17 protein-coding genes are annotated in these 18,253 nt (G+C 63.4%); 13 read left to right on the forward strand and 4 right to left on the reverse strand.

Annotation, left to right across the window (positions count from 1 at the left end; all coding sequences use genetic code 11):
* Positions 1-13 precede the first annotated feature (13 nt).
* Genes ABC347_RS16455 through ABC347_RS16465 form a run of 3 tightly spaced genes read left to right on the forward strand, consistent with a single transcriptional unit; the run spans position 14 to position 4,584 of the window.
* On the forward strand, positions 14-2,221 hold the full coding sequence (locus tag ABC347_RS16455) for a GumC family protein (protein ID WP_413246792.1): 2,208 nt from the start codon (positions 14-16) through the stop codon (positions 2,219-2,221).
* 30 nt (positions 2,222-2,251) lie between these two features.
* A complete protein-coding gene (locus tag ABC347_RS16460) occupies positions 2,252-3,457 on the forward strand; it encodes a hypothetical protein (protein ID WP_413246793.1) in 1,206 nt (401 codons plus the stop codon).
* Positions 3,454-4,584 (forward strand): glycosyltransferase family 4 protein, encoded by a 1,131-nt coding sequence (locus tag ABC347_RS16465; protein ID WP_413246794.1) that lies wholly within the window; start codon positions 3,454-3,456, stop codon positions 4,582-4,584. The genes ABC347_RS16460 and ABC347_RS16465 overlap by 4 nt, the downstream gene beginning before the upstream one ends.
* Here ABC347_RS16465 and ABC347_RS16470 read toward each other — a convergent pair.
* Positions 4,545-5,279 carry a class I SAM-dependent methyltransferase gene (locus ABC347_RS16470; RefSeq protein ID WP_413246795.1) on the reverse strand — a complete coding sequence of 245 codons (735 nt, stop codon included), beginning with the start codon at positions 5,277-5,279 and terminating at the stop codon, positions 4,545-4,547. The two genes, ABC347_RS16465 and ABC347_RS16470, sit on opposite strands and share 40 nt — an antisense overlap.
* A 102-nt stretch (positions 5,280-5,381) precedes the next feature.
* On the opposite strand from ABC347_RS16470, the gene ABC347_RS16475 reads away from it, so the two are divergent.
* The 6 genes from ABC347_RS16475 to ABC347_RS16500 all read left to right on the forward strand — a co-directional run bounded on the left by ABC347_RS16475 (position 5,382) and on the right by ABC347_RS16500 (position 11,192).
* A complete protein-coding gene (locus ABC347_RS16475) occupies positions 5,382-6,146 on the forward strand; it encodes a DUF268 domain-containing protein (RefSeq protein ID WP_413246796.1) in 765 nt (254 codons plus the stop codon).
* Between the two features lie 107 nt (positions 6,147-6,253).
* Positions 6,254-7,327: a GDP-mannose 4,6-dehydratase gene (gene gmd, locus ABC347_RS16480; protein ID WP_413246797.1), complete on the forward strand. Its 1,074-nt coding sequence runs from the start codon at positions 6,254-6,256 to the stop codon at positions 7,325-7,327.
* A 19-nt stretch (positions 7,328-7,346) separates the two neighbouring features.
* Positions 7,347-8,081, forward strand: coding sequence for an FkbM family methyltransferase (locus ABC347_RS16485; RefSeq protein ID WP_413246798.1), 735 nt, complete (start codon positions 7,347-7,349; stop codon positions 8,079-8,081).
* Positions 8,078-9,040: a GDP-L-fucose synthase gene (gene fcl, locus ABC347_RS16490; RefSeq protein WP_413246799.1), complete on the forward strand. Its 963-nt coding sequence runs from the start codon at positions 8,078-8,080 to the stop codon at positions 9,038-9,040. The genes ABC347_RS16485 and fcl overlap by 4 nt, the downstream gene beginning before the upstream one ends.
* Positions 9,040-9,918, forward strand: a complete 879-nt coding sequence (locus ABC347_RS16495) for an O-fucosyltransferase family protein (protein ID WP_413246800.1) — start codon at positions 9,040-9,042, stop codon at positions 9,916-9,918. Before fcl ends, ABC347_RS16495 begins: the two co-directional genes overlap by 1 nt.
* A complete protein-coding gene (locus ABC347_RS16500) occupies positions 9,915-11,192 on the forward strand; it encodes a hypothetical protein (RefSeq protein WP_413246801.1) in 1,278 nt (425 codons plus the stop codon). Before ABC347_RS16495 ends, ABC347_RS16500 begins: the two co-directional genes overlap by 4 nt.
* Before the next feature lie 115 nt (positions 11,193-11,307).
* On the opposite strand, the gene ABC347_RS16505 is transcribed toward ABC347_RS16500, so the two are convergent.
* A complete protein-coding gene (locus ABC347_RS16505; RefSeq protein WP_413246802.1) occupies positions 11,308-11,559 on the reverse strand; it encodes a hypothetical protein in 252 nt (83 codons plus the stop codon).
* 311 nt (positions 11,560-11,870) lie between these two features.
* Here ABC347_RS16505 and ABC347_RS16510 point away from each other — a divergent pair, with 311 nt between their 5' ends.
* From ABC347_RS16510 to ABC347_RS16520, 3 genes are read left to right on the forward strand one after another with little or no spacing between them, the layout of a single operon-like run.
* Positions 11,871-12,599, forward strand: a complete 729-nt coding sequence (locus ABC347_RS16510; protein WP_413246803.1) for a WecB/TagA/CpsF family glycosyltransferase — start codon at positions 11,871-11,873, stop codon at positions 12,597-12,599.
* On the forward strand, positions 12,596-13,756 hold the full coding sequence (locus ABC347_RS16515) for a hypothetical protein (RefSeq protein WP_413246804.1): 1,161 nt from the start codon (positions 12,596-12,598) through the stop codon (positions 13,754-13,756). Before ABC347_RS16510 ends, ABC347_RS16515 begins: the two co-directional genes overlap by 4 nt.
* Positions 13,743-14,942 (forward strand): glycosyltransferase family 4 protein, encoded by a 1,200-nt coding sequence (locus ABC347_RS16520; RefSeq protein WP_488199649.1) that lies wholly within the window; start codon positions 13,743-13,745, stop codon positions 14,940-14,942. The genes ABC347_RS16515 and ABC347_RS16520 overlap by 14 nt, the downstream gene beginning before the upstream one ends.
* Here ABC347_RS16520 and ABC347_RS16525 read toward each other — a convergent pair.
* A complete protein-coding gene (locus ABC347_RS16525; RefSeq protein ID WP_413246806.1) occupies positions 14,917-15,672 on the reverse strand; it encodes a metallophosphoesterase family protein in 756 nt (251 codons plus the stop codon). The two genes, ABC347_RS16520 and ABC347_RS16525, sit on opposite strands and share 26 nt — an antisense overlap.
* A 143-nt stretch (positions 15,673-15,815) precedes the next feature.
* Here ABC347_RS16525 and wecB point away from each other — a divergent pair, with 143 nt between their 5' ends.
* The gene (gene wecB / locus ABC347_RS16530; RefSeq protein ID WP_413247087.1) at positions 15,816-16,970 is read left to right on the forward strand and encodes a non-hydrolyzing UDP-N-acetylglucosamine 2-epimerase; all 1,155 of its coding nucleotides are present in this window, start codon (positions 15,816-15,818) and stop codon (positions 16,968-16,970) included.
* Here wecB and ABC347_RS16535 read toward each other — a convergent pair.
* Positions 16,937-18,244, reverse strand: a complete 1,308-nt coding sequence (locus tag ABC347_RS16535) for a sugar MFS transporter (RefSeq protein ID WP_413246807.1) — start codon at positions 18,242-18,244, stop codon at positions 16,937-16,939. The two genes, wecB and ABC347_RS16535, sit on opposite strands and share 34 nt — an antisense overlap.
* Positions 18,245-18,253 lie beyond the last annotated feature (9 nt).

The raw sequence follows: 18,253 nt of genomic DNA on the forward strand, positions 1-18,253 counted from the left end.
AGTCAGTATCTTCATGCTTAATCGCGACGTGATCATCGGCCCGGGCGGCGAGGCAGTGATTGCCCCGGACGGTCAGGCTACGCCTGCCGGTGGCCTGCGCGGATTGGCTGCCGAGCTAGACTTCGCGAAGATAAAGGTCGCGCTGCGCCGTAACAGGTTGATCCTGATCGGGATCATCGCCGGCTTCCTGCTGATCGGCCTGGTCGCGACATTGCTTGCCACGCCGATCTATCGCGCGGTGGCGAGCGTGCAGCTCGAGGAACAATCGTCGCGCGTGCTCGGGACCGAAGACGTCGAGCCGGCTACGAACGGCCTTGATGCTGAGCGATTTCTGCAGACGCAGGTCGATATCCTCAACAGCCGTTCGCTGGCGATCCGCGTGGCGGAGCGCTTGAACCTGTTCCGGGACGACAGCTTCCTGATCGCAATGGGCGAAGAGGGTGTCTCCGACGTCAGCGACCCCGCGCAGCTGCGCACGCTGCGTCGGGAGAAGGTCGTCGCCAAGCTGCAGCAATCGCTCGCCATCCAGCTGCCGCGCAATTCGCGGCTGGCGAGCATCATCTTCTACAGTCCTGATGCCCAGCTCGCGGCGCGTGTGGCGAATGCCTATGCGGAATCACTGATCGCGGACAATCTTGCCCGACGCTATCGCACATCGGCCTATGCGCGCGACTTCCTGCAGCAGCAGCTGGCCGAAACCAAGCGACGGCTGGAAGCATCCGAGCGGGCGGCGATCAACTATGCGCGTTCGGCCGGCCTGATCGACACATCTGCGGGCGATACGGGACCCAATGGGCAACGCGCGCAGCGATCACTCACGACGTCGAGCCTTGTCGCCATGAACGAAGTTTTGTCGGTGGCGACCGCGGAACGGCTGCGGGCGCAGCAACGCTGGGAGCGGACGCAGGCGATCCCGCCGCTGCAGTTGCCCGAAGTCGTCTCTAACCAGGCAGTCCAACAGCTTTATCAGAAGCGTGCGGAGCTCGAGGCGGAGTATCAGGGAGAGCTGGAGCGCCGGAAGCAGGACTATCCCACCGTCAAGCAGGCCGCAGCACAGATCCTCGAACTCGATCAGCAGATCGCCGCGATCGCAGGGGGTATCAAGGCCGGCATCAGGCAAGGCTATGATATCGCCATGCGGCAGGAGCAGGCGATCCGATCGCAGCTCGATCAACTCCGCGGCAATACGCTGGCCGAGCAGCAGCGCGGGATCCAATACGGAATCCTCCGCCGCGAAGTCGATACGAACCGCGAGCTTTATGATGGGCTGCTGCAGCGCTTCAAGGAAGTCGGCGCGGCGGCCGGCGTCACGGCCAACAATATCTCGGTGGTCGACACCGCGGAGCCCGAACGCGTGCCATCGTCACCGCGTCCGGTGCTGAACATGGCGCTCGCCGGGCTGCTGGGCGTGATCTTTGCGTTCGCCGCGATGGTCGCCCGCGAGCTGTTCGACGATGCGGTCCGTTCGCCGGACGATGTCGAATCGAAGCTCGGCGCGCCCTTGCTGGGCTCCGTTCCGCTACTCGACAAGAACGAGACGGCCATCGACGAGCTGAGCAAGCTCAGATCGCCGATGTCCGAGGCGTATGCGTCGATCCGCACTTCGCTGGAATTTGCAGGCGAACGTGGCTTCCCGCGGACCCTGCTCACCACCAGCAGCCAGCCTTCGGAAGGTAAAAGCACCAGCTCCTATGCCTTGGCCCGCAGCCTCGCGCAGGTGGGCAAGCGGGTGCTGCTGATCGATGGTGACTTGCGCAAGCCGAACATGCACCGGCTGGTCGGACTGAAGAACGTGAACGGGCTGTCGACGCTTCTGATCGGTCGCAACACGCCGGACGAAGTCATTCAGCAGACCGACATCGACAACCTGTCGTTCATTGCCTGCGGACCGCTGCCCCCCAATCCCACCGAACTCTATGCGCGCGGGGCGCTGCGCGACTTGCTCGCGCGCCTGCTGGAACGTTTCGATGTGATCGTGATCGACGGTCCCCCGGTGATGGGGCTCGCCGACGCGCCCTTGCTCGCATCGATCGTCGAGGGCGTCGTTTTCCTCGTCGACGCCAGCCGATCGCACCGCGGTCGATCGCGTCTTGCCCTCCGTCGTCTCCTGAAGGCCAACGGGAAGCTCAGCGGGGTCATCCTCACGAAGTTCGATGCGCGACACCAGGGCTATGAAGGCTATGGATACAGCTACGAATATGGCTCCGCCGGCAATGCTTGATCTGCCTGCAGGCGCCGACCAGCTGCGCTGATGGCTGTCCTCCGCCAGCTGCGGCCGGTCGCTTGGCTGTGGATCCTGGCTGGAGCGCTCGGGATTGCAGCGATCCTTGCCCACGGTCTTGGCGGGCGGCTCATGCGCACCGGCCGACCGGTCGAGGCGGTCGCGCTGTCGCCAAGCGTCGATACGTTGAGCCAAGCGGCGGAGCGTTTGGCCGCGGCGGGTGCGTGGCCGCTCGCTGCCGCGAGTGCGCGCGCTGCCCTGTCGCGGTCGCCGATCGATCTGCGGGCATTGCGTGTTCTTGGCCTCGCGCAGGAAAAACTGGGCCACCCGCAAGCCGGCGCCGACATCATGAATGTCGCGGCGCGGGGGGGCTGGCGTGATACGCCGACACAGGTCTGGCTGATCGAACAGGCAATGCGCACGGGTGACGTCACGACGCTGGCGCAGCGCGCCGATGCGCTGGCGCGTCGAAACCAGTCGCCCGACATGGTCTATGCCACGCTGCGCATCGTATCGAGTGCGCCGGAGGTGCGTCCGGCGCTTATCGAACGACTGGCGGCGCGCCCCGACTGGCGGGCGCTGTTCTTTCTCTCATTGCGACAGGCCCGGCCGGAGCAGATCGACGGCCTCGTCGCACTGGTGCGCGAGATGCGCCGATCTGAAGCTCCGGTCACGTCGACCGAACTGTTCGCACTCGGCGAGCGGCTGATCGAACTCGATCAACCGGCGCGCGCGCGCATGTTGTGGGCGGAAGCCAGCGGGCGTCCGACGAGTGCGCTTATCGACGATGGCGGGTTCGAACGTCTGGCCAAGCGTCCTGCCGACATGCTGGTGCCCCGCTTCGAATGGCAGTTCGCCGAGACAAGCGGATCGGCAAGCGTTGAACCAGGACCGTGGAACTCTAGTCCGGCACTTCGTCTGACGCATGACGGTTTCAGCCTTTCGCGTCCGATCAGCCAGCTTCTGCTGTTGGCACCGGCGCGGTATCGCGTGACTGCGCGTGTCAAGGTAGATCCCGACTTCAATGCAGCCGGCTACGGGCTGTCGTTGCGCTGCCCGAACGGGCTGGAGCTGGTTGCCACTCAGCCGGTCGAGTCCGCCGGCATCATAAGGGCGGATTTCACCGTGCCGGCGAGCTGCCCTGCACAGAATCTGGCGCTGACGACATTCGAGGGGCAGGCCCGAACGGCAAGCGAGCTGTGGCTGGACGATGTACGCGTGAGCCGTTTGCCTTGATCGGAACGGCTGCGGCGCGCTTCGACGCGGTCGAATTCAACAACATGGTCACGCCCTATACCGATCGGTTGTTCTCGGCGATCAACCGGGATGGGCTGCGAATGGGCGTCGTCTCTTGCTCGCAACAGGAACCCAATCGAGATTGGGCCGAAGCGGTGCGGCCCGACTATGATCATGTCGTGCTGCCCGGCCGCTCCTTCCTGGTCGGGCCGAGGCGATATGCACATATCAATAGCGGGATCATTCGGACGCTGAACCATGTGCGACCGCGTGTGCTGGTGTTGACCGGCCTCTATCCCTCGATGATGGTCGGCTATGCCTGGGCGCGAGCGACGCGCACGCCGATCCTGTTCCGCGCCGATGGCGGGCGGCGCGATGCGCCGATGTCCGGCTATCATCGGATCGTGAGACCCATGATGCTGGGCGGGGCGGCAGCCGCCTTGGCCTGTGGCACCAAGGGGCATGATTTCTATCTCGAACAGGGCCTGAGCGAGGATCGGATCTTCACCATGCCACTGGTGCCGGCATGGGATGCTCCACCCACGGTGCCGGGTTTCGACGGCCGTCGCTTCGATGTGCTTTGGGTCGCGGAGATGAACGATGCGGTGAAGAACAGCGGTTTCTTCGCCGAAGTGATTTCTGCGTTGAAGTCGCAAAGGCCAGAGCTCGCCGTCCGGCTTGTCGGCCGGGGGCGGGACGCGGGCGCGATGCTGTCCAGGCTCAGCGCAGCTGGTATCGATTATGTGCACGAGGAAACCGTGCCCCCGGCCGGGATGGCCGAAGTGTTCATGAGCGCGCGCCTGATGTTCCTGCCATCGCAGCGTGAACCCTGGGGCCTGGTCGTCAACGAAGCGATGCAGTGCGGCACGCCCTGCATTGTCTCACCCTTTGTCGGGGCGGCCGACGATCTAGTCTTGAACGGCGCCAACGGGCTGGTTCAGCCGCTCGACGCTGCCGCTTGGGCGGCTGCCGCCGAACGGCTCCTCGACGATCCCGAACGGTGGCAAATGCTATCCACTGCAGCGCGGACCGCGGTCGCAGAACGCAGCCTCGGTCGATCGGCCGCAATCTATGCCGATGCGATCCGCTATGCCGCGGGCTCGGCGAGGACGACCAGATTCGTGTAGAGCTGGCCCGAGGCCGGCAACAGGCGTGACAGGATCAGGCCGACGAGCGTGACCGGCGCGATCAGCAGCAGCTGGAAGATCAGCCGCAGCGGCATCCATCGCGGCGCAAGGTGCTGATGCAGATAGGCGGCGAACAGCTGTACGATCGCTTCGACATCCGTGCTGGCCTTCACGATTTCTCGGACGCCAAAGCCGTGCCGCTCGAGCAAAGCCGCGATCCCGAAGCTGGTGTAGCGTCCGAAATCATAGGGCTGCTCATGCTCGTCCCAAGCGAACGGAATGGAGAAAAGCAGGCGCCCCCCCGGCTTCAGCACGCGGCGAATCTCTGCGAGGATGCGATCCAGATTGAACACATGCTCGAACACCTCGAAAGAGACGACCGCATCGAAGCTGGCGTCGTCGAACGGCAATGTCTCGCCATCATAGAAATGATCGATCCGGCTCCTCACGTGCGAATGGCCGCTGGCAGCAATATCGACCCCGACATAGCTGTGAGCATTGGCGAACAGCGTTTCGTACGGCTTCGACCCGCAGCCGAAATCAAGCACGGAGCCCGACAGTGAAGCCGCGCGGGGCGCGATCGCACGATGCAGGCGGCTGCGGATGATGTAGAAGGGATGGATCGGCAGCGACAACCGGGTGGTGAGGAATTTCTCGCGCTGCAGGCGGGCGCGGACCGTGGGGATCAGCGCCATGGCGGGGTCACTCGTCCTGGCATCGCCGCGCGCTATCATGTTCGACCTTGATCGAGAAGGCATGGCGGTTAAGACGGCGCCTTCCCGGAATCGGAGGCGTTCTTGTCGCTCAAATCGATACTGCGGCCGGCGTATCGGATCTTCACTCTATTCGGCCTCGATCCGGCGAACCTGCGGCATCTGCGCCATGTGCCCCGCTATGTTCGTGATCTACGCGCATTCAGGCGCGCTGGCGGGCAGGTCGACAGCTATTATCCGGTGTTGCGCGACTTCACCGACTCGTCGGGCAGTGCAACGGGCCATTATTTCCACCAGGATTTGCTCGTTGCCCAGGCGATCCACGCGGCGGCGCCCGACCGTCATCTGGATGTCGCATCACGGGTGGATGGCTTCGTAGCGCATGTCGCGGCATTCCGGTCGATCGACGTGCTGGACATCCGGCCGCTTTCGACATCGCATCCCAACATAAGATTCGTGCAGGCTGATCTGATGCAGCCCCGGGCGGATCTGATCGCAGCCTATCGATCGGTCAGTTGCCTGCACGCGCTCGAGCATTTCGGGCTCGGCCGATATACTGATCCGATCGCCCCCGATGGCCATCGTCGCGGGTTCGATGCAATTGCTTCGATCGTAGCGCCTGGCGGTGTACTTTATATCAGCGTTCCGGTGGGGCGGCCGCGGATCGAATTCAACGCGCAGCGGGTGTTCAATCCTGTCGAGCCGCTGGCGTGGGCCGAAGGACGGTTCGTTCTTGAGCAGTTCGACTATGTCGACGACGCCGGCGCGCTGGTCCGGCACGCCCGGCCCGATATGGCGAACGACCTGGAATATGGGTGCGGCATCTACACGTTGCGCCACACGGGCTGATCGCCGGTCCTCGCCCCCAGCCATCCGGGCGCATGAACACACCGCATTCTTGTCGTGCGCAGCCTTTATGGGCAATGCGGCGGACTTGACGATTCCGAAGGAAGTTTATGGCCGACCATGATGGCAAGACCGCACTGATCACCGGAGTCACCGGCCAGGACGGCGCCTATCTTGCGAAACTGCTGTTGGAAAAGGGATACCGCGTTCACGGACTGAAACGGCGGTCGTCATCGTTCAACACGGGACGGATCGAGGACATCTATGAGGATCCGCACGCAACCGATCCACGGCTGACCCTGCATTATGGCGACATGACCGACGCCACCAACCTCATCCGCCTCGTCCAGGAAACACAGCCTGACGAGATCTACAACCTGGCGGCGCAAAGCCATGTGCAAGTAAGCTTCGAAACGCCGGAATATACCGCCAATGCCGACGGTATCGGCGTGCTTCGCCTGCTTGAGGCGATCCGGATCCTCGGACTCGAGAAGAAGACCCGTTTTTACCAAGCATCGACGTCCGAGCTCTACGGGCTGGTGCAGGAAGTGCCTCAGCGCGAGACGACACCCTTCTATCCGCGCAGTCCTTATGCCGCAGCCAAGCTTTACGCCTACTGGATCGTCGTCAACTATCGCGAAGCCTATGGCATCCACGCGTCCAACGGCATCCTGTTCAACCATGAAAGTCCGCTGCGCGGCGAGACCTTCGTGACCCGCAAGATCACGCGAGCGGCCGCCGCGATCAGCCTGGGGCGTCAGGACATGCTGTGGCTGGGCAATCTCGATGCCCGGCGCGACTGGGGCCATGCCCGCGAATATGTTCGAGGCATGTGGCTGATGCTGCAGCAGGACATTCCTGACGATTATGTGCTGGCGACCGGCGAGACCACGCCGGTCCGCACGTTCGTCGAATGGGCATTTGCCGATGCCGGGATCGCGCTCGAATGGCGAGGACAGGGGGTCGACGAGCAGGGGTTCTGCAAGACGACCGGGCGATGCCTGGTCGCGGTTGATCCGCGCTATTTCCGTCCGACCGAAGTCGAGCTGCTGATCGGCGACCCTTCCAAGGCACAGGCCAAGCTGGGCTGGCGCCATGAAACCGGGCCGCGGGAGCTGGCGCGCGAAATGGTGGAGGCCGATCTGCTGCTGATGAAGGATGCGCCGATCGGGAAGGGCGCTTGAGGCGCGGGAAGGTTCCACCATGACGATCTCGAAGCGGCTCATGATGCGGGCCAAGCATCATTTCCGGCTCAGCGCGTTGAGCACGCCTTACTGGCAGCGGCGGCGGTCGAAGATCGCGAGGACGGGCACCTATGCACAGCATGGCGAGGATCGTGTGCTGCTGAAGAAGTGCGGCCGATCGGGGCGCTATCTGGACATCGGCGCGAACCACCCGTTCCTGATCAGCAATACCTATCTTCTTTATGAGTCGGGATGGCGCGGCGTAACCGTTGAGCCTATCCGCTCGCTGGCCGCGATGCAGCGCCGATGGCGGCCCGGCGATACCTGCATCAACGCCGCGATCGGGTCAGCGGGCACCGCGCTGCACTTCTACGAGCTTTATCCCGACGTGCTGTCGACCCTCGAGCGTTCCACGGCGGCCGAGATCGAGGCACGGGGGGATGGCATCGTGATCGCGGACTATGACGTGCCGATCATCAGCGGCCGCGAGGTCGTCGAGCGTCATTTCGCCGACCAGGAGGTCGATCTGCTTTCGATCGATGTCGAAGGGGCCGAGATGTCGGTACTTGAATCGTTCGATTTCAGTGTCTTCCGGCCGCGATACATCCTGATCGAGCACAAGAGCTTCATTGCTGACGATGATAACGCCGGACGCCGGGGCGCATTCATCGAATCGCTCGGCTATGTGGAGGATGTCGTGCTTGGCGCGAACACCTTGTATCGGCGCGGCGATCTGGTGGAGGTGGCGTCATGAGCAGCGATGGCGATTACGACCTCCGTGGAAAACGCGTTTATGTCGCCGGCCATCGGGGGATGGTGGGCAGCGCGATCGTGCGTCGGCTCGAGCACGAGGATTGTTGGGTGCTGGTGGCAGGCCGCGACATTGTCGACCTGAAGGATCAACGCGCGGTTCGCGAGTGGTTCGCGGCCGAACGGCCCGATGCGGTGTTCCTTGCCGCCGCGAAGGTCGGCGGCATCCTGGCTAATGACAGCTTTCCCGCCGACTTCCTGTATGACAATTTGATGATCGAGGCGAACGTCATCGAGGCGGCACATCGGAGCAGTGTCGAGAAGCTCCTGTTCCTGGGATCCAGCTGCATCTATCCCAAGCTCGCACCGCAGCCCATCCCTGAAGACGCTTTGCTCACCGGCCCGCTGGAGCCCACCAACGAATGGTATGCCATTGCGAAGATTGCCGGGATCAAGCTGGCACAGGCCTATCGCCGGCAACATGGTCGCGATTTCATCAGCGCCATGCCGACGAATCTCTACGGGCCCGGCGATAATTTCGATCTCGCCAGCAGCCATGTGATGCCGGCCCTGATCCGCAAGGCGGAAGCGGCGAAGGAACACGGCACGCCGATGACGATCTGGGGCACGGGCACGCCGCGCCGCGAATTTCTGCATGTCGATGATTGTGCGGATGCTTGCGTGCATCTGATGAAGACCTATTCGGGCGATTGGCATGTCAACGTGGGGTCGGGTGAGGACATCTCGATCCGGGACCTCGTATCGCTGGTGGCCGAGATCGTGGGCTATGCCGGCCCGATCGAGCATGATCTGTCGAAGCCGGACGGCACGCCCCGTAAGTTGATGGATGTCTCGCGGTTGGCCGGGCTGGGATGGCGTGCCAGGATCGGCCTGCGCGAGGGCATCGTCGACAGCTATCGCTGGTTCCTCGACCATCGATCGGAAGCGGCTTCACGCACGTGATGATTTATCCCCTGCTGCCGGGGCGACTGGACCTCGGCGCGGCCCGGATAAACGGCGCGGGTCTCGGCAACTGCCTCTTCACTTACGCGCATGCTTTTGTGGCGGCACGCCGTTCGGGCGCGCGGCTGATCAGCCCGGCATGGCGTACGATCGCCATCAACAAGACCTTGCGTGGCGATGGGACCATTCGCCGTTACGGCGACATGCTGCGCCCCCATCCCGACGAGCTTGCCGGATCGGCGAAGGCGATGGCGTTCGCGAAACACTGGATGCGCCGGACGCGCGTTTCGCTGGTGCCGGGCACGGTGCCGCACGTCGCGCAGCACGGCCTGACGATCTTCGACGCGCCCGATTTCACCTTTCGAGGGCTTCACGAATCCCGAGAAGCGATTCGTAAGCGGCTTCTGGAGATCGTGATCGATCGCGTTGCCAGCGAGGTTACATGGGGCGCGGGGCATCACATCGGCGTGCATGTCCGGCTCGGCGATTTCGCTATTGCTTCCGCCAATGCGCTGGCGAGTGGCCGCACCGCGAACCTGCGTATCCCATTAGCATGGTATCGTGATCGCATCCTCGAGCAGCGGCAGAGGATGCCCGCAGTGCCGATCCACATCTTTTCGGACGGCAGCCCTACCGAACTGCAATCTCTGTTATCGATCGACGGCGCGACCATCCGGCGCGAAGCACATGATGTAGCAGATCTCGTCGCACTGGCGGAAAGCCGGGTCTTGATCGGTTCGCACTCGACCTTCTCGCGCTGGGCGGCGTTCCTTGGCAATATGCCCAGCATCTGGCTGGACTCCGCAAACCGGGCGGAACGGCCGACGGGGGACGATATTCCGATAAACTATGTCGCGCATACCGGCGCGATGCGATGATCGCGCGCCTGTGGCGCGGGCGCACCGTTGCCCAGCGCAAATTGCTGATGTCGCTGGTCTTCAACGGGGCTACACGTGTGCCCAGCCTGCTCGTGCCGCTGATCTTCCTGCCCATCTTCCTCGCCGGTCTGGGGGCGGACCGGTATAGCGGCCTGATGGCGGCGCTGGCGATCGGCGCAAGCGCGGCATTCCTGTTCGGCGGTTATGCGTCGGTCGGCATTCGCGCGATCGGGGAAGCGGCATCGCGCGGCGATCATCGGGGCGAAGCGGATCATTTCGCTACGCTACTCCGCATGACGGGCGGCACCTTTCTTCTGCTTTCGGCCCTGATCATCTGTTACGCCTGGTGGTCCGGCCAGCACCTCGCCCTGCTCCTCGTGATGCTCATGCCGATCGCGATGTCGGCCTTGAACGCTTCGGTCGATTCGGTGCGGGTCCCCTACAACGAGCAGTATGTGACCGCGGCGATATTGATCGGTGCGCAGGTGCTGATCTACGGCACCGCGCTCCTGTTCCTCCCATTCGTTGCCCGGAATGAACTGACGGCCGGCCTGATCCTCAATGGACCATTGATTCTAGCAAGCTTGGTCAACGCTGTGCTTATGCTCCGGCAGCGGCCCTATCTTGCGAAGGGGCGATCGCTGGACGTCATCGGTCCGGCCAAGCGGGGCGGGATGGTCGGCTTGGCCGATGGTGCTCTGATGGCGCCCATCAGTCTGGCGGTCGTGTGGCTGGACGCGGTGGGCCCTGCGAACCTGTCCGCATGGTTTGCGACCGTCGTACGCCTGTTCCAGATGCTGCTGACCCCCATGCTCCTCATGCTCGTACCCATCGCAGGATATGTGCGGTCGATCTGGGTGCACAGCGATCCGGCCAAGCGCCGCAACCTAGCAAGGGCCTCTGTACTTGCTGGCTTTGGCTACGGCTTGCTCAGCGCCACCGTGCTCGCACTCCTGATTTCTTTCTACGTGCACAGAGTCATGGGCCTGCCACCCCCCGGGCCGTTGGTCGCGCTGCTGCCGATGCTCGCCATGTTCGCGGCGGTCACCACGCAGAAAGCCTATGCGTTCGTGGCGAATCTCGTGCTGGATGCGCAGCATCTGGCGCGCTGGACATTGCTGACGATGATGGTGTCGATGGCGATCGCGCTGGCATTCAGTGGCTGGCTCTCTTCCTTTGCCGTCATAACCGCCTTCTGTGCCTGCTGTGCACTGCCGCTGCTTGTGATCGTGGCTTGGAACAGCGGAAAGGTGGGATCGGGAGAGGCCGGCTAGACGCGCATTCGGGTGAAAAATCGGTTGTCAGCCGATTTTGTGGCGCGGACACATGCAAGAAAAAAGCCCCGCAGCCGAGCTGCGAGGCTTCATCCGTTCGCCGAGGCGAAGCAGATCAGTTGGAACCGCCACCATCGGCGATCGCAACGATACCGGCAATCACGGCAGCCGCAGCGAGCAGCGCCAGAACCAGCGAGCCGCCGGCGAGCTGGCTGTCATCGGTCGAGGCCGAAGCGCGCACAGCGACGGGCTTGCCCGCAACCGGGGCGGCGGTCGACGCACGGACCGGGGCGCCAGCGGCGAAAGCCGGAGCGGCCGACGCAGCTGCGACAGCAGCGAACGCCACCATTACCTTAGAAAACTTCATGCTGTCCTCCTCTTGAACCTCAGAAACATTCACCAGGTTGTGCACTGCCACAACAGCATTCGCCCGGCAACCCATTCCCACCGCTATCGGCCTGTAACTCCCGACGATCGCGCCGGAATGGGCACACATGACGATGAACGATTAACCATGCTCAGGCAATCTCGCTATCGCGCGAACAACTCTTTTGAGAGGACATCGTTGCCAAAAGCTTTAAAGAGCCTGCGCTCATGACATCCGTTCCTGCCTCTCCCGCCCGGCCACGCTGGGGCCCAGGGTTTCAGGCCAATCCGCCGACGACATCGGTGCTCGGCGTGCCGGTCTCGCTCGTGAATCCGGTGCTGGCCGTGGAGACGGTCCTCGGGTGGGCCGTCCGGGGCAGCGCGCAATTCATCTGCGTCCGTGACGTTCACGGCGTGATGCTGGCCCAGGATGATGATGGCCTGATGGACATCCACCGGCAGGCCGGCATGGTGCTGCCCGATGGTATGCCGCTGGTCGGGCTCGCGCGGTGGCGCGGCCACAGCCACGTTGCACGAACATGCGGTCCGGATTTCGTGGACGCGTTGTGCGCAGGAGGAATTGCGACCGGACTGCGCCATTATTTCTTCGGGGGAAAGCCCGGTGTGGCGGAGGCTATGGCGGCCGCGCTGGCCGATCGCCATCCGGGGTTGGTTGTTGCCGGCACGAGTACTCCGCCGTTCCGTACGCTATCGATGGAAGAGGATGGGGCTGCCACCCAGCAGATCATTGATGCCAAGCCCGACATCGTCTGGATCGGGCTGAGTACGCCCAAGCAGGAATATTGGATGCGGGACCATGTCGACCGCATTCCTGGTGCAACGCTGATCGGGGTAGGTGCGGCGTTCGATTTTCACACCGGAGCCGTGTCGCGTGCGCCACGCTGGATGCAGCGATCTGGGCTGGAATGGCTCCACCGGCTCGTCTCCGAGCCGCGCCGGCTCTGGCGACGCTATCTGGTGTTGGCGCCGCGCTTCGTCTGGCGGCTGGCCACATCCAAACCGTCAGGGGACATAGCGTGACTGCGGCGGCGATTGCCCAGCCGATCCGGCGCACGCGGGCGACACCGGTGCTGCTGAACGAATGGATGTTCTACATCCCGTACCTGCTCAGCGTGTCGGTCTATTTCGTCTTCATCGACTATGGCGCGCGGGTGTTGGCGCCTGCCATCGTACCAGCGTGGGTCGGACTGACGGCACTCTACAAGGTAGGTTGGCAGGGGCGTCGCGTGGCGACCAATGCCTACATGATCCAGTTTGTGCTGGTGTTCGCAGCCGTTGAACTGTCGGTCAGCCTGCTCGCGCAGACGACTGACTATTATGCGTTCCGCAAGATCGCGCTACCGCTCACCTGCGCTGCGCCGGCGATGCTGCGCTATTATGTGACGCGCTGGGGGATGGCGATCTTTCTGGTGATGATGTTCCTGGTCGCGCTCTATCTCACGACGCAAAGCAGCGATCTGGTCGAGCTCAGTTCGGCTACGGATTCGGCCACGGAGTCCATTCTCAGCGTGGCCTTCGGCGGCCTGGCGGTCTGGCTGCTGGTTGCGCGAAGCTATGGCCTGGCTGGTCTGGCCTATGTCTGCTGCATCATCTTCTTCAAGCGTAATGCAATCGTCGGCGTGCTCGGGGTTACATCCCTTGGCATGTTGACATTGTGGCTGAGCTACCGGGTCCGGCACGCCGCGTTTCGCCAAGTTCTGATCGCTACTGCCGTCGGCCTGATGGCCGCATCACTGTTTTTGCCGGAAATATTCGGCTATATAGCAAGTGAATATTTTCGGGGTTATGATGCCGAATATATCAGCGTAGGCCGTGTTCCAATCTATGAATATGTAATCCACGACTTTTCCAGAAGCGCAATACGCGAGCAGTTATTTGGCCATGGATCCGGATCGGTCGAAAGCCTCATCGGATCAGCGCGATCGCTGAATGCCGGTCTTCTCCTGACGCATAACGAGTATCTATCGTTTCTCTACGATATGGGGATCATCGGCACGACACTTATATTCGTCGCCCTTTTTCGATGCGCCAAAGCATCGCTCGGAGCAACTGCGGTCCTGCTCTACATCGCAGCCGTGATGTCGATCGAGAACATCTTTCTCGTATCATTTGTAAGCCTTATGTTGTTCTTTCTTTTGTCCGCCTATTACCGCGCATCCGACGATGTTTCCGCCTGACGGAAGCCGCGGCCGAGTCCTGATCGTTCACAACCGTTACCAGCAACGCGGTGGTGAGGACGCCGTCGTGGAGGCTGAAGCGGCGCTGCTCTCCGCCGCGGGTCATGAGGTGGCGGTGCGTCTGGTCGACAACGACGCGATCGTGGGGTCCGCTGCCAAGATCGCGGCGGTGGCAAAAGTGGCGGGAAACCACGCCCGGGCAGACTGGATCGCGCGCGAAGTCATCTCGACCCGTGCCGACATCGTGCACGTCCACAATTTCTTTCCCAGGCTCACCCCGGCAATCCATGGCGGGGCGCGTGGAGCCGGAGCAGCGGTTGTGCAGACCCTACACAATTATCGGCTGTTCTGTGCGAATGCCCTGTTCCTGCGCGACAAGAGGGTGTGCGAAGACTGTCTCGGCAGGACAGGCTGGCCGGCGATCCGCCATCGATGTTACCGTGGCTCGCTCCCTGGATCCGCGGCTGTGGTTGCGATGCAGCGGGTGAGCTTCGCACGGGGCGTATGGCACCGGGATGTCGACCGGTTCATCGCGCTCACTCAATTCGCGAAGGATAAGGCGATCGCCGGTGGATTGCCGGCTGGCAAGATCGCCGTGAAGCCCAATTTCCTGCTATCTGGGCAAGCACCGTCGGGGCCGCGAACCGGTGCCTTGTTCGTCGGTCGTCTGGCGGTCGAAAAAGGGGCTGCGGACCTGATCGCGGCGTGGCGGGACGTACCGGGGAAACCGTTGACGATCGTGGGCGATGGTCCGGAACGGGCCAGCCTAGAGCGTGACGCCCCTGCCAATGTCCGCTTCCTCGGGCATCAGCCGCCAGACATCGTCCGTGACGAAATGGCGCGTGCGGCCTGCCTCGTCGTGCCGTCGATCTGGTACGAGGGCTTTCCGATGATTGTGGTGGAAGCCTTGGCAGCCGGCCTTCCGATCATTGCTTCGCGCATCGGATCGCTGATCGAGATCGTCGGGGAATGCTGCGGCCGCCAGTTCAATCCCGGTGATACGGCTGATCTCGCGCGGAAAGTGTGTATGGTACTGGGCGATCCGGATCTTTCGCGGCGTCTCTCGCAAGGCGCCCGCAGCACTTATGAGGCCAGCTATATGCCGGCCTCGAACCTGGCCATGCTGGAACGCATCTACGCCGATGCGATTGCCAGCCGCGTCACGTCGACAGGTACCAGCGGCTAGCGCCCTCGATCCCCAGCGCGGTCAGTCGGCCGCTGGCGAAGGCACCGGTATCGATGCCGATACGGTTGTGACGTTCGTCAACCGCTTCCGTGACGCTGTGGCCATGGACGACGACCAGCCCGTGCTTACCGTCATGATCGAGGAAGTCGCCGCGGATCCAGCGCAGATCCGAAGTGCGCTGCCGTTCGATAGCAACCCCGGGCCGTATCCCGGCATGGACGAAGAGATAGTCGCCGATCCTGACGTGATCCTCGAACCCCGAAAGGAATTTGACATGCGTGTCGGGGACTGCAGCCTCGAGACGCTGGCCAAGATCGTCGAAACTCCCAGCATCGATTTCGCCTTCGCCGATGCCGTAGCTGATCAGTGTCGATCGCCCGCCGATCCGGATCAACATCCGCAGCGCCTGGCGATCCCCCGCAAGCGCCTTGAGCATGACCTCCTCGTGGTTCCCAAGCAGGATGCGGACGCGCGGCCGTTCGGCTTTCAGAGCCATCAGCCGTTCGACGACGCCGCGTGAATCCGCGCCGCGGTCAATCAGATCGCCTAGGAAGATGATCGTGGTCAGCGCTGGCCCGCGATGGCGATCGTCGGCCTCGATCTGTTCGATCAGGCTGCCGAGCAGATCCGCGCGGCCATGAATGTCGCCGACAGCGTAGACGCGCTGCCCGTCCGGGATCGTCCAGCTCGCTGGCTCCGGCGCGCGCTTTAAGATACGCCTCAACACCATAGATGCGCCTGAACCGTTCCTTACAATCGCCAACGACATGCAATGCGCTGTCCCCGTGACGGTTCCGCAGCGCAGCAGCGGCGCATTGCAATGACATGAAGACTTGGCAAGCAGGGTCAGAGTCGAACAGGCCGACGCGAGTGATGGTCGCGGTGGGCACTCGGCCTGAGGCCATCAAGCTGGCGCCGCTTGTTTCCGCCCTGCGCAGCGCTCGCAACGGCTTCGACGTTCACCTGTGGGTGTCGGGGCAACACCGGGAAATGGCCCCGGCCATGCTCGACGTCTTCGGGCTTCCGGCCAATTCGACGACGACGCTTCCACATGGGCTCGACCCACCGGCCTTGTATGCCGAGCTATTGCGGTCGGCGTCCGAAACCCTGAACCGGATAGAGCCCGATCTGTTGATCGTGCAGGGCGATACCGCAACCTGTGCGGCTGCCGCGCAGGCAGCTTTCCTGGCGAAAGTCTCCGTTGGCCATGTCGAAGCCGGCCTGCGAACCGGCAACCGGCGGAACCCGTTCCCCGAGGAATATTTTCGGCGCCAAGTCGCTATCGGTGCCGATTGGCATTTCGCCCCGACCGCGGCTGCACGGGTGGCGCTCGAGCGGGAGGGAGTCAGTCCCGCGCATATCCTGGTCACCGGCAATACCGGGATAGACGCTCTTGTCGGGATCTGTGGGCGTATCGATCGAGGTGAGATCGTCACGCCGCCGATTATGGGCGGCGAGCCGATCATTCTCGCTACCTTGCACCGCCGCGAGTCACTTGGGGAGGGGCATCGGGCGATCGCGACTGCCCTGGCCCTGCTGGCCGATCGCCACGCCGTTCGAGTGATTTTGCCCGTTCATCCAAACCCGGCCGTAATGGCCGCGATCGCAGACGTCCTTGGCAACCATCCGCGCGTATCGCTGATCGAACCCCTCGACTATCCCGCTTTCGTTGCGGTCATGCGGCAAGCGACGCTCATCGTGACGGACAGTGGCGGGATTCAGGAGGAAGCCCCGACGCTCAAGGTGCCCGTGCTTGTCGCCCGCGAAACGACCGAGCGACCCGAAGCGACCGACGCGGGTACGGCGATCCTGGTCGGCACCAGCACAGCGAGGATCGTCGGCGAGGCCGAACGCTTATTGGGCGACCCGGCTGCGCGTGCTGCGATGACGGCGCGGGGGAACCCGTTTGGCGATGGCCGGGCCACGGCGCGAATCATGGCGGGACTGACGGCAATCGTCGCCGGCGATCCACTACCGCTCGACTGGAGCCCGGATCATGCCACCTCCGCCGCCGGCCGTCGCGCGTAGAGGCCGAAGGCGCAGATGATGGCGTAGCACAAGGCCGGCACGATGAGCGCGGTGCGCAGGCCGACCGCGTCGATCGTCACGCCGGTCAGCAGCGGCACGATCGCGCCGCCGACGATGGCGGTGGACATCAGCCCCGATCCGTCCGCCGCGCGTGGGCCCAGGCCTTCGCAGCCCAGCGAGAAGATGGTGGGGAACATGATCGAGTTCATCAGACCGATCGACAGGATGGCGACCCCGGCGACAGGACCGGTGGCGGTGGCGGCGAGCGCCAGCAGCAGGATCGCGCCGGCGGTGACCGCGGCCAGGATCAACCCTGGCGAGAAGCGCTGCAACGCCCAGGAGCCGATGAAACGGCCGACCATCGCGCCGCCCCAATAGAAGGTGACGAGTTCGCCCGCGCGCAGATCGCTGAGCCCCATCGTGCTGGGCTGGGTGAGCCAGGAGACGAGCAGGCTGCCGATCGCGACCTCGGCCCCGACATAGAGGAAGATACAGGCGACCCCGAACGCGAAGCGCGGGCGGCGCAGCAGATCGAGCCCGCTGAACAGGCCCACCGCGGCGGTCTTCGCCTCGGTCAGCTTGTGGCGGCGCGTCCAGACGACCGCGGCGACCAGCGCGAGCGCGATCGCCAGACCGATATAGGTATTCGTAATGACCTGCGATTCCTGCGCGCGATAGGCGATCAGGCGGGCCGGATCGAGACTGGCTTCGTCGACATCGGCCAGCGAGCCCAGGATCAGGCGGGCGCCGACGAACGGGAAGATGGTGGTGCCGAGCGAATTGAACGCCTGAGCAAAGGTGAGCCGGCTATGCGCGGTGGCGGGCGGGCCCAGCAGCGAGATCAACGGGTTGGCGACGACCTGCACCATCGTAATGCCGGCACCCAGCACGAACAGCGCGACCAGGAAGGTCACGAACAGGCCGGACGCGGAAGCGGGAATGAACAGCAGGCAGCCCGCCGTCATCGTCAGCAGCCCGAACGACGCCGAGCGCAGATAGCCGAACCGTTTCACCACCATTGCGGCGGGGATCGAGAACAGGAAATAGGCGATGAAGAAGGCGGTCTGCACCAGCATCGCTTCGGTATGGCTCAGCGCGAACAGATGCTTCAGCTTCGGGATCAGGATATCGTTCAGGCTGGTGAGCCCGCCGAAGATGAAGAACAGCGCGAATACGAACCAGCGCAGATCGGCGACATTGCCGCTGACCTGTGCGGCGGGGGCCGTATCCGGTGACGATGCGATAGCCACTTGCTCTCCTATGGCGGGGGGCATTCGCCCTTA

Origin of the sequence: Sphingomonas canaveralia (assembly GCF_047238125.1) — a bacterium.
Taxonomy (GTDB): Bacteria; Pseudomonadota; Alphaproteobacteria; order Sphingomonadales; family Sphingomonadaceae; genus JBDFMH01.

Coding starts and splice junctions, on each gene's coding strand:
- ABC347_RS16525 (WP_413246806.1), bottom strand. CDS start 15,672: ATGGTGTTGAGGCGTATCTTAAAGCGCGCGCCGGAGCCAGCGAGCTGG.
- ABC347_RS16520 (WP_488199649.1), top strand. CDS start 13,743: ATGTTTCCGCCTGACGGAAGCCGCGGCCGAGTCCTGATCGTTCACAAC.
- wecB (WP_413247087.1), top strand. CDS start 15,816: ATGGTCGCGGTGGGCACTCGGCCTGAGGCCATCAAGCTGGCGCCGCTT.
- ABC347_RS16495 (WP_413246800.1), top strand. CDS start 9,040: ATGATTTATCCCCTGCTGCCGGGGCGACTGGACCTCGGCGCGGCCCGG.
- gmd (WP_413246797.1), top strand. CDS start 6,254: ATGGCCGACCATGATGGCAAGACCGCACTGATCACCGGAGTCACCGGC.
- fcl (WP_413246799.1), top strand. CDS start 8,078: ATGAGCAGCGATGGCGATTACGACCTCCGTGGAAAACGCGTTTATGTC.
- ABC347_RS16505 (WP_413246802.1), bottom strand. CDS start 11,559: ATGAAGTTTTCTAAGGTAATGGTGGCGTTCGCTGCTGTCGCAGCTGCG.
- ABC347_RS16500 (WP_413246801.1), top strand. CDS start 9,915: ATGATCGCGCGCCTGTGGCGCGGGCGCACCGTTGCCCAGCGCAAATTG.
- ABC347_RS16460 (WP_413246793.1), top strand. CDS start 2,252: ATGGCTGTCCTCCGCCAGCTGCGGCCGGTCGCTTGGCTGTGGATCCTG.
- ABC347_RS16535 (WP_413246807.1), bottom strand. CDS start 18,244: ATGCCCCCCGCCATAGGAGAGCAAGTGGCTATCGCATCGTCACCGGAT.
- ABC347_RS16470 (WP_413246795.1), bottom strand. CDS start 5,279: ATGGCGCTGATCCCCACGGTCCGCGCCCGCCTGCAGCGCGAGAAATTC.
- ABC347_RS16485 (WP_413246798.1), top strand. CDS start 7,347: ATGACGATCTCGAAGCGGCTCATGATGCGGGCCAAGCATCATTTCCGG.
- ABC347_RS16455 (WP_413246792.1), top strand. CDS start 14: ATGCTTAATCGCGACGTGATCATCGGCCCGGGCGGCGAGGCAGTGATT.